The organism is Gelidibacter salicanalis (genome assembly GCF_016469035.1).
Taxonomy (GTDB): Bacteria; Bacteroidota; Bacteroidia; order Flavobacteriales; family Flavobacteriaceae; genus Gelidibacter; species Gelidibacter salicanalis_A.
On sequence record NZ_JAEHJZ010000038.1, the window covers coordinates 60,315 to 71,990 of the forward strand.

General features: G+C 35.8%; 8 protein-coding genes. All 8 read left to right on the plus strand.

Annotated features, from left to right (window positions below):
• The first annotated feature begins 89 nt into the window (after positions 1–89).
• The 8 genes from JEM65_RS15900 (at position 90) to JEM65_RS15935 (ending at position 11,418) form a co-directional block, all read left to right on the plus strand.
• Positions 90–3,560 (plus strand): SusC/RagA family TonB-linked outer membrane protein, encoded by a 3,471-nt coding sequence (locus tag JEM65_RS15900; RefSeq protein WP_233530690.1) that lies wholly within the window; start codon positions 90–92, stop codon positions 3,558–3,560.
• A 17-nt stretch (positions 3,561–3,577) separates the two neighbouring features.
• Positions 3,578–4,972 carry a RagB/SusD family nutrient uptake outer membrane protein gene (locus JEM65_RS15905; RefSeq protein ID WP_199601569.1) on the plus strand — a complete coding sequence of 465 codons (1,395 nt, stop codon included), beginning with the start codon at positions 3,578–3,580 and terminating at the stop codon, positions 4,970–4,972.
• Between the two features lie 81 nt (positions 4,973–5,053).
• Positions 5,054–5,947, plus strand: coding sequence for a PIG-L deacetylase family protein (locus JEM65_RS15910; protein WP_306465095.1), 894 nt, complete (start codon positions 5,054–5,056; stop codon positions 5,945–5,947).
• Positions 5,948–5,957: 10 nt separating this feature from the next.
• Complete coding sequence (locus JEM65_RS15915) at positions 5,958–6,845, plus strand: PIG-L deacetylase family protein (protein WP_199601576.1); 888 nt, start codon at positions 5,958–5,960, stop codon at positions 6,843–6,845.
• 51 nt (positions 6,846–6,896) lie between these two features.
• On the plus strand, positions 6,897–8,159 hold the full coding sequence (locus tag JEM65_RS15920) for an MFS transporter (protein WP_199601578.1): 1,263 nt from the start codon (positions 6,897–6,899) through the stop codon (positions 8,157–8,159).
• A 4-nt stretch (positions 8,160–8,163) separates the two neighbouring features.
• Entirely contained in the window at positions 8,164–9,018 is an 855-nt protein-coding gene (locus tag JEM65_RS15925) for an ROK family protein (RefSeq protein WP_199601580.1), read from the plus strand.
• A gap of 8 nt (positions 9,019–9,026) precedes the next feature.
• Positions 9,027–9,743, plus strand: coding sequence for a hypothetical protein (locus JEM65_RS15930; protein ID WP_199601582.1), 717 nt, complete (start codon positions 9,027–9,029; stop codon positions 9,741–9,743).
• Between the two features lie 28 nt (positions 9,744–9,771).
• Positions 9,772–11,418 (plus strand): exo-rhamnogalacturonan lyase family protein, encoded by a 1,647-nt coding sequence (locus tag JEM65_RS15935; protein WP_199601583.1) that lies wholly within the window; start codon positions 9,772–9,774, stop codon positions 11,416–11,418.
• Positions 11,419–11,676 lie beyond the last annotated feature (258 nt).

Here is an 11,676-nt window from a genome sequence, read left to right on the forward strand (position 1 = left end):
TAAATATGAATTGCTCGTAAACTAATTAACCAAACTCAAAATTTATGAAAAGTATGATCAAAAAACACAAAAAACATAGACTAAAAACTTTGACAAGAACCATTTTTTTCTTGTTACTACCTTTTTGTACCAATGTAGAGGCTTACGGTGTAGCTGAACAGAATGACGTTTTGTCTGTTAACATTAAAAATGAACCTCTAAAAGAGATTTTTAAAACTATAACAAACTCTTCAGGATATAAGTTTTTCTATGAAACGTCAGAAATTGATCTTAACAAACAAGTTAACCTAGTAACTAATAAAGTTCATTTATCAGAATTATTAAAAGAACTTTCAGCCTCCTCTGATTTGAATTATAAAATTACTTCTGATCAAATAGTAGTGACAAAAAAAATAGTGAGTAAAAACGTCATAGAAACCATAAATCTTAGGTCTACAGCTCAAATTCAAAATTTGCTCAAGGGCACCATTGTGGACGAATCAGGAATGCCTTTGCCAGGAGCAACTGTACAGGTAAAGGGAACAAATATAGGAGTAGTCACCAATTTTGATGGCAAGTTTGAAGTGGACCTAGCCAATAATGTAGAAATTATAGTTTCTTATGTTGGATATAAAACTCAAAACGTTAACGTTGAGGGAAAAACAACAATAACAATAAACATGGTTCCAGATGCTGCGGCATTAGATGAAATTGTAGTGGTAGGTTATGGAACGCTATCCAAGAAAAGAGTAACCGGTGCTGTTTCATCTATATCGGCACAAACAATTGTCAATATTCCTGTGATCAGTGCAGAGAATGCAATAATTGGTCAAGTTGCAGGTGTACAAGTGCAAGAAACGTCTGGGGAACCAGGTTCTAGCCCTAACATACGCGTTCGTGGTTCTGGTTCAATATCAGCTGGTAATGATCCGTTGTTCGTTGTAGATGGTATACCCATTTCAAAGAATTTAACAACATTAGGAATTCAGGGAGATTTGGCCAGACGCGGCGGGAATTTTCAAGCGCCTCCTGTAAATCCACTAGCCACGATCAATCCAAACGACATTGCGTCAATTGAAATACTAAAAGATGCTTCTGCAGCAGCAATATATGGTTCTAGAGGTGGTAACGGGGTTGTTTTAATAACCACTAAAAGCGGAGTAGCCTCAGATAAAGGTGTTTTTTCTTTTGATACTTTTTACAGCACTCAAAGTGTTGCTAACAAAATTGATCTAATGAACGCTGAAGAGTTAATAGATTACACACGTGACGCTAGAAACAACGCTTATTTACAAGATGTACAGGGAGCGTCAGTAAACGATCCTATTGGTCCAGGCGATAGAGGAAACGCAAATTATGAACTGCCACTTTCTTTTATCAATTGGGATGGAACTGATACAGATTGGCAAGATTTAATATTTAAAACGGGGTATTCCAAGAGTTACAACCTGTCTTATGCTTCTCCCTTGATAAATAAGACCAGCTACCATGCTTCTGCAGGTTATTTTAAACAAGAAGGAATCATTCCTCAATCTCATTTTGAGAGGTATAATTTAATGCTTAATTTGAACTCTCAACTAAGCGAGAAACTTAATTTAGATTTAAGAGTTGCGCCAACAATTACCGAAAACCAAAGACAGCCAGGATCTGCACCCTATTTTGCAACCCCTCCAGGAATAGTTTATTCAGCATTGGTTCATTCACCAACAGTAAAACCTTATAATACTGATGGTACATTTAACCAAACAGATAACCAATCTCATTTAGGTGGCGGTACCACTTCTGCAAGTAATCCGCTAGCAATTATTGATGCTGTTGATGATAAATTATTTCAGTTTCAAACAAGAGCATCTTTAGGATTATCATATAAAATACTTCCTGAATTAACATTCAAGACCTTTGGTGGCACATACGTGAATGTATATAATCGGGATTTTTATAGAGCCAACTCCCTCCTGTTTAGAGAAGCGACGGAAGGTGTGTCTTACGCACAAGCCTCATCTTCAACAGAAGTTAATTGGCTTTGGGAGAACACTCTAAATTGGGAGAAAGAATTTGATGTTCACTATTTCAATGCCATTGCAGGTTACACAGCCCAAAAAGACAATATTGGAATTAAACAAGTGCAAGCTGACAATTTCCCAGATGATTTAGTTACAACCATTAGTGGTGGACAAGTATTTGCTGGAAATTCAGTAAGAGAGCAATGGTCTCTAGTTTCTGCCTTATTCAGATTGAATTATAGTTATGATGATAAATACTTATTTACAGGAACTTTTCGATCAGATAAGTCTTCTAGATTCGGAAAGAATAATCAAACTGGCTATTTTCCATCTTTTTCTTTAGGATGGAGAATAAATGAAGAAGATTTTATGAAATCAATAGAATCCATTTCTGAATTAAAATTGAGATTTAGTTGGGGAGAAACAGGAAATTTTGAAATCCCTAATTATGGCGCAATCGGTTTACTCTCACCAAATAATTACAACTTCAACGGAAATGAAATTAATGGATTAATACAATCAACTATACCTAATCCAGAATTAACTTGGGAAAAATCTCAGCAAACAAACATCGGAGTAGAAGTAGGTTTATTAAGTAACAGGATTTTCTTATTAGCAGATTATTACAATACAATTACTTCTGATCTGCTTCTCAATGTTGGTATCTCTGGAGTTTCAGGTTTTCAAACAACGCTACAAAATATTGGCGAGGTAAAGAATGAAGGATTTGAAATAGCTCTAAAAAGTAGAAACCTTGTTGGTGACTTTACTTGGGAAACTGATATTAACTTCTCTACAAATAAGAACGAAGTATTGTCTCTCAACTCAAAAGGTGAACCTATTTTCTCTTCAGGTCAAGCGGGTATCAGACATATCACTCGTATAGGAGATCCAATAGGAAGCTATTATGGATACGTGGTTGATGGCATTTACCAAAACCAACAGGACATATCAAACGCTCCGGTAGACACGCAAGCACCGAAGCCGGCTCCAGGAGATCTTAAGTTTAAAGACATCAATGGCGATGGAAAAATCACCCCAGCTGATAGAACTGTAACTGGTAGTTATTTTCCAGATTATACTTGGGGGATAACAAATAGATTTGGCTACAAAGGAATTGATTTCAGCTTTTTGGTACAAGGAGTACAAGGCAACGAAATTTTAAACTTAACTAGCAGACATCTAAAAAATGGAGAAGCAAACTTTAATTCATATGCGGTATTCAATGATAGATGGAGATCTGAAGCTGACCCAGGCAATGGAAAATTTCCCAGAGCTGACAGGTTATCGGGAAATCATGGAAATAATGCTAGACCTTCATCCTTTCAGGTAGAAGATGGTTCGTTTGTTAGATTAAGAAATATGACTCTTGGTTACACATTACCAGCTAATGAAGCATTAGGTATTGAAAAATTACGAATTTATATAACAGGAACAAACTTGTTTACTAAGACTGATTATTTAGGATACAACCCTGAAGTAAGTGCTAGCCCAAATAGCAGTTTAACACCAGGCGAAGATTATGGAGCTTACCCATTAACAAAGTCATTTACAGTAGGATTAAATCTTAATTTCTAATTTTAAAACGAATCAAAATGAAAAATAAATTTATACTATTGATGTCCATTTTAGTCTTAGGCTCTTGCAGTAACGACTTTACTGATTTAGCCCCTATTTCTAATCGAAATGAGGCAGACTTTTATAATACCGAAAACGACTTCATTTCTGCAATCAATGCCAGTTATGCTGGGTTACAGAAAAAAGGAGTATATGGTCGTGGCTATTGGACCATGTTTGAAATGAGAAGCGATAATACGGACCAAGGACCAGATGCTACTGGTTTGGCCAGAGTTTATACTGAAATCAATGCATTCACGGAAGATCCTTTAAATGAGCAGATCACTGCTGCATGGACAGACTCTTATTCAATAATTGCCAATTGCAACGTTATTCTAGAAAGAATTGATAACGTAACAATGAACACTGATGTTAAACAAAGAATTATTGGGGAAGCATTATTTCTAAGATCCTTAATGTACTATCACTTAGCAATTGCCTATGCGAATATCCCCTTACAATTAACTCCATTTAGTGTTGGTGATGAATTAACTCAAGTGGATGCTAACACTGTTTTAACTCAAATAAGTGGAGATTTAGAAATGGCTGAAGACAACCTCGCAGTTTCCTATTCAGGTGGCGATAAAGGAAGAGCCACTAAGGGCGCAGCTGCAACGTTAATGGCTAAAGTTTTATTAACTCTCAATAAAAAGTCTGAAGCAGAAGTAGTTTTAAGAAGAATTAAAAGTTCTTATGGTTATGGATTACTTAATGATTATGCAAACCTTTGGGGTGCTGCTAATGAAAATAACAAAGAATCTATCTTTGAAGTCGAATTTATAAGCGGCGGTATAGGTCAGGGAAGCTCATTTACCAATGATTTCTCTCCGAGCGCATTTTTACAAACTGGACAAGGTTTTGGCAGAAATAGGCCAACAGCATCCTTATCAAATGCCTATGAAAATGGCGATTTGAGGTTTGCCCCTTCTATGGGAACTACCTATCTAAACGCTGCTGGCGCTACAGTAGAAGCTAATTATATTAGAAAATATGAGAGTGATCCACCAACAGAAAACGATTCAGACATCAATTTTGTAGTGTTCAGATATGCAGATGTTCTTTTAATGCTTGCAGAAGCAATAGGCGAATCTAATGAAGCTTATGATTTGATTAATGAAGTACGGGACAGAGCGGGTTTAGCTCCTATTGATGCATCAACCTCTAGTACTTTTGAAGACAAACTACTTAAGGAAAGGCGCGTAGAATTAGCTTTTGAAAATCACAGATGGCCAGATTTAAAAAGATTTGGTGTGGCTGCAACAAAAGTAAACGAGGCAGAATCATTTATTCCTCAATCTTCAGTAAGAAGTCTATTTTATATACCACAAAGAGAAATGGATCTTAACACAAAATTTGTTCAAAACACAAATTAACATCACTGTTAATTGGTCACACATTACTACCGTGTGACCAATTAAAAGTAATTTTTAAAAAACCTTCTAAAAAATTTCGATTTGAAAAATATAATTATTCAAACGATGGTTACATTTTGTTTGATATGTAGCTTATCAGGTATTAATGCGCAAGAAAAAGTAAAAGAGCCACTAAATGTTATAGTTTTTGGGGCTCATCCAGATGATTCCGATAATAAAATGGGAGGCACAGCGGCATTATTTGCCCAAATGGGCCACCGTGTCAAGTTTGTTTCCGTAATAAATGGCGATGCAGGTCATTACGAAAAAGGCGGGGGACACCTTGCCAAAATCAGAAGGAAAGAAGCACAAGAAGCTGGAAAAAGATTAGGTATTGAATATACCGTTCTCGACAATCATGATGGAGAATTATTTCCAACCATTGAAGTAAGACATCAAGTCATCAGGGAAATAAGGAAATGGGATGCAGACATTGTGCTTACACATAGACCTGTAGATTACCATCCCGATCACAGATATACAGGCGTCTTGGTACAGGATGCAGCCTACTTAGTAATCGTTCCTAATGTCACACCGGATACACCACCATTAAAAAAAAATCCTGTTTTTCTCTACCTACAGGATCATTTTCAAAAACCAAATGAATTTAAAGCAGACATAACTGTAGATATTACTAGTGTTTTTGATAAGAAAATGGATGCCCTGGATGCGCATACGTCTCAGTTTTACGAATGGCTCCCTTGGACGGCCGGAAAGTTGCTTGATGTCCCAAAAACGGAAAAGGAGAAAAGAGAATTTCTGAACAAAGGTTGGAGCAGGCCCATTTCTGACAAAACAAGAGCCTCATTAACAAAGTGGTATGGCTCACAAAAAGCAATGAAAGCAAAACACGCCGAATCCTTCGAAATTTGCGAATATGGCAAACAACCCACTGATGAAGAAATTAGAGAACTTTTTCCAATGTTAAATAACTAAATAATATAAAATGAAAAAACTAACATTTTTACTACTCACCGTATTCATGGGCTTTAATATTTCTGCTCAAGTTAAAGCAAATGAGCCATTAAGAATTATTGCCATAGGTGCTCACCCAGATGATTGTGATGCAAAGTTTGGAGGAACCGCTGCCCTTTATGCAAAATTAGGCCATAAAGTTAAATTTCTTGCGCTTACCAACGGAGATGCCGGCCATCAAGATATGGGAGGCGGCGTATTAGGAAAAAGAAGAAGGGCTGAAGCTAAAAGAGCAGGAGAACTATTAGGTGTTGAATATGATGTTCTGGACAATCATGATGCCGAACTGATCCCAACTTTAGCAGTGAGACATCAGGTCATAAGAAAAATCAGAGATTGGGATGCCGATATTGTTCTTGGGTTACGCCCTAATGACTATCATCCAGATCATAGAAATGCAGGGATTGTAGTTCAAGATGCTGCTTATTTAGTAATTGTTCCAAATGTAACCCCAGATACACCGCCCTTAAAGAAGAATCCGATTTTTCTATATATGCAAGATGGTTTTCAAAAACCCTATCCTTTTTCAAAAGACATTGCTGTTGTTATAGATGAGGTTATGGATCTAAAACAAAGAGCTTTTGCCGCACATGAATCTCAAGTATTCGAATGGATGCCATGGGTCATGGGAATGGATATGAATGCTATTCCTAAGGGTGAGAAAGAACGCTTAGAATGGATGAAAGACGTTTATTTAAAAGAAAAAGTATTGGACAAAAGCAGTTTAGATGCTTTAAAGAAATGGTATCCAAATACAGACGTTTCTAAAGTTAAAAATGTAGAGTTTTTTGAAATCTGTGAATATGGAAAACAGCCAACAGATGAAGAAATTAAATACTTTTTCCCAATGTTAAAATAACAGAAATACATTACCGCTAAAATAACTATCTAACTAAACTAACTACAAAGCATGACTTACCAAGATAAAGTGACAAAGAGGTTTTACCATATCATACTATTGGTAATGTTAATTTTCTTTGTGATATCATTTATAACAAATATTCTTAACTCTATAATCGTAGATGTAAAGCAGAGTTTTGATTTAAGCTTAACCTTAACTGGTTTACTCCCATTTTCGTTTTTTATCGCTTATGGCGTGATGTCCATTCCTGCAGGGTTTTTATCAGAAAAATATGGAAATAAAACTTTATTGGTGATATCCTTTTTGGTGATGTCGCTTGCTTCTTTTTTGTTTGCGATAAACCCTAGCTATATTACGTTCACTATAACCTTATTTACTCTGGGCTCATGTATGGCCATACTGCAAGTTGTTATTAATCCCATGCTCAGGGTTGCTGGCGGCGAAGAACATTTTGCCTTCAATTCTGTCTTAGCACAATTGGTTTTTGGTTTAGCATCTTTTGCTAGTCCTTATTTATATAAGTATTTGGTTAGTGATGTAAGCTCCAATGCACAAAATGCTGCAAGTTTATTAAGAGAAATTGTTCCGGTAAACCTACCTTGGGTCTCCTTGTATTTTGTCTTTTCGTTTATTGCCTTAATCATGTTGATTGTTGTACTTTTTATTAACTACCCACAAGTTGAAAAAAATGAGGATGAAAAGGCGGGTGATAAAAGTTCTTATTTATCTCTTTTGAAAAACAAATGGACCTTACTTTATTTTTTCGGAATATTTTGTTACGTAGGTACTGAGCAAGGTATTGGGAGTTGGATCTCTCAATTCTTATTGGAATATCATAACGTTGATGCTCAAACAATTGGCGCGGATACGGTGTCTTATTTTTGGGCAATGCTCACGATAGGTTGTCTTTTAGGACTTTTGCTTTTAAAAGTTATGGATAGCAGAAAACTACTTATTTTGGCCACATTAGTTACGATAATAACAGTTATTGTAGCAATTACAGGCTCTTTAGAAACAGCGCTTATAGCCTTTCCTCTAATTGGCTTCTTCATCTCAGTAATGTGGTCCATTATTTTCTCTTTAGCCCTTAACTCCGTTAAAAGTCACCATGGATCACTATCAGGAATTTTATGTACTGGTATAGCCGGGGGGGCCATTATTCCCTTTATAGTGGGTTGGTTAGGAGAGCTTATCAGTTTAAGAGCCGCGATGTTCTTTCTAATAATTCCTTTATTATTTATTCTGTCTATTGGTTTTTGGGCCAATCCATTAGTAAATAACAAAACTATAAGTTTAAAAAAAAACAACTAAAACTATGAATATAGAGGTTTTAGGTGTCGATATTGGAGGAACCACAATAAATGTAGGTTTGGTAGAGAATAACTCCATTAAAAATGAGTCCCAAATCGCTGTGGACAGAGAGGCAGCGGCAGAGCTAACGATTCAAAGCTTGAAAAACATTATTCGTGACAATTTAACCGACAAGGTTACAGCTATAGGTGTTGGTGTTCCCGCTGTTGTAGATCCAATTAAAGGGATAGTTTATGATGTACAAAACATACCTGCATGGAAAAAAATCCCTTTAAAAGAAATCCTTGAAAGAGAGTTTCGTTTACCAGTGTTTATCAATAATGATGCTAATTGTTTTGCTCTTGGTGAAGCTACTTACGGAGAAGCCAAGAACTATAGCAATGTAATTGGTCTCTCTCTAGGGACGGGTATCGGGATGGGCATAATTATTAATAATGCGCTCTACAACGGCGTACTCTGTGGTGCTGGTGAGATAGGGATGTTACCATATAAAGAGAGTATCATAGAGGACTATGCAAGTAGCTTCTTCTTTTCCCAACACTATAATTCAACTGCCAAAAACATGGCTCTAAATGCAGAGAAAAGTGATTCAACCGCGTTAAAGGCGTTTAATGAATACGGAAACCACTTAGGCGAAGCTATTAAATCAATCTTATACTTATTAGCACCTGACGCCATTATTTTAGGCGGCTCTATAAGTAAAGCTTATCCTTATTTTAAAGATTCTATGTTTGAAAGCTTAAAATCTTTTGCCTATCAAAAACAAATTGAAAATTTAGTGATTCAAGTATCGAGCACCAAAGGATCTGCAATATTAGGCGCTGCCGCTTTATGCATCCATAATAAAAACATTTTATAAATTAAATTATGAAAACTAAAATAATTCTGTTGTTAGCATTAATTGTTACTATTAACATACATGCGGCAACACAAAAACAGCTCCCAATAAAAATTGAAAATAATCAATCAGGAGCACCTATAACATTAGGAATTCCATTTCCAAAAGGTGAATTGTTTTCTGTTGATAATGTCAGGATGCTCAATAGTAAAGGCAAGGAAATACTTTCTCAAACAACTGAGGTAACAACATGGGAGCCAGCTGACAGTAGCATCAAGTGGATCTGGGTGTTCTTTTTTGCGGATGAAGCGTCTGATTATACTTTAGAATATGGAGAAGACATTTATCCAATGGAACCAGAAAGCCGGATTATCTCAGCAAACAACATGAGGCCAAGGGGAGGCATTACTGTAGATACAGGTGTTTTGAAGTTTAATATCAACAAAAAAGGTCACGGTTTTCTGGACGAAGTGTTCATCGATCTAAATAAAGATAAAAATTATTCAGAAGATGAACTAATAGCTTCCGCACCTGAAGATTATAGAGGCACTTTCTTAGATATTTTGGATGATTCTGGCATCGATTTGTCCAAAGCTGTTGTAAACACCGTTTTTAGAGAGAAAGGGTCAGGGGCTTTACATACAATCTTTAGAGTTGAAGGTACTTACAAATATAATGAGGAAGACAATAATAACGCTCCTTATTACTATAAGAATCCATGCCTATGCAGGTCAAAGTTATATTAAGATATTACATACCCTGACCTATACAGGCGTGCCAGATAAGCATAAAATACAAGAAGGCGAACACGCCAATATTGCTACTCAAAATAAAAAAATAATTTCAGAAGACACTGCTGATGATAAAGGTTGGACACAGCCAAATGATCAAATATCTGGAAGTGGTTTAACATTTAAATATCATTTAGATAAAGAAATTCAATTTAGCACATCTACAAATGTTGATAGAGATTTAAATACAAATAAAGAATTTGATTTGTACAGCACTGGGTTAGAAAATAAAAAAATGGGGGTTCTACAAACAGGACCTAAACAAAATAAATCCAACCAAAAATCTACTTCAACTGAAAAAGAAAAAGGTTTTTCTGCAACAGTTTTTAATGATGGTGCCCAACTTGTCAAAGCAGAAAGAGCAAAGGGATGGATTAATATTTCAGATAAATCTAAAGGCATCAGTGTAGGAATTAAAAACTTTCTTCAAGAATACCCTAAAGAATTAGAAGTGAACCCTAAAACAAATACTCTAAATGCATATATATGGCCTGCCAGTGTTAACCCCATGAGTTTTGAAAGAGAAAACACAAAGTTGGATGGAGAAATGCTGGATAACTTTGCTCAAGGTATCACTAAAACGACAGAATTCATTTACTTTTTTCATACTGCCGAAAAAATAGAAGTAATTGAACATACAATGGATTATGTTTTAGATCCTCCAATTGCTCATACGAACCCAGAATGGTATACCTCATCTAAAGTATATGGCAATATGGCCCCACATAGCACAAAATTTCCAGAATTTGAAAACGCGTTGCAGTATAAATACGATTGGATGGCTTTTAATCAAGAATGGGAATCCTGGTACAGTATTTTTGATTTTGGTGATGTTAAGACCTATTATTTTGATGATGAATGGCATATGTGGAATAACAATGAACCTACGGTAGATTTTAGTTTATGGACAAATTTTATGAGAACAGGTAATCCTAAATATTACCATATGGCTCAAAACATGAGCAAACATAGCATGGATGTTGATAATATTCATTGGCCTAAAAAAAGATCTTATGTGGGAGATATTAATGAAGCTGTTGACTTCTGGAATTATTTAGAAGAACCTGAATCCACCCCCTATTTAGGAATTGGACGAAGACACGGAAACGAACATTGGAGCGCATTACTGAGTGCCCATGTTTGGATACAAGGCTGGATAGCTTCATATTATATAACGGGGGACCAAAGAGCGTTAGAAGTTGCTGAAATGACTGGCGACACATATATTAAAAGAATTTGGGGAGACCACGACTTAAGAGGACGAAGATTATATTTATCTGTTCTTAATTTAGTGGAGCTATATGATGCCACTAAGCTGGAAAAGTATAAAACTGAATTAGATGAAAGAATTGATATAATGTTAGAATTACAAGGTAAACAAGGAGGCAACCTGGTATTAGACAGGTACGGTTATTCGCAAACCTATGTTGCCCAAGGTTTACATAAGTACTATCAACTAACAGGTAGCCCAGAGGTAAAAAAAGCGCTTATAGATCATGCGAGATGGGTTAAAAATGTACCACCTCTAAATCATAAGATGGAATCTTATTTAGCTACTATTTACCCATTGATTATTGGATATGAATTAAGTGGAAACAAATCCTATTTTGTAACTATTCAGCCTATCTAAAGAAACTCATAGTTGTTAACAATTTAGATTTTACCTTTTGTAAAAACAGCTGTGCTATTAACATTTGTTCGTTACTGCCTAACAACTATGCGTCTGGTTTTTAGCACCTTTGACCAATGTGTGTTTACTTTGGGTCAAACACAAAGAATTTGAACTCCGACAAAAATCGTATTGCAGAACTAGAGTCCAAAGTTATTCGATTGGAAGCGATAATTGAAAAATTACTTGATAAAATTGAAGACTTAACACATCGAAAAA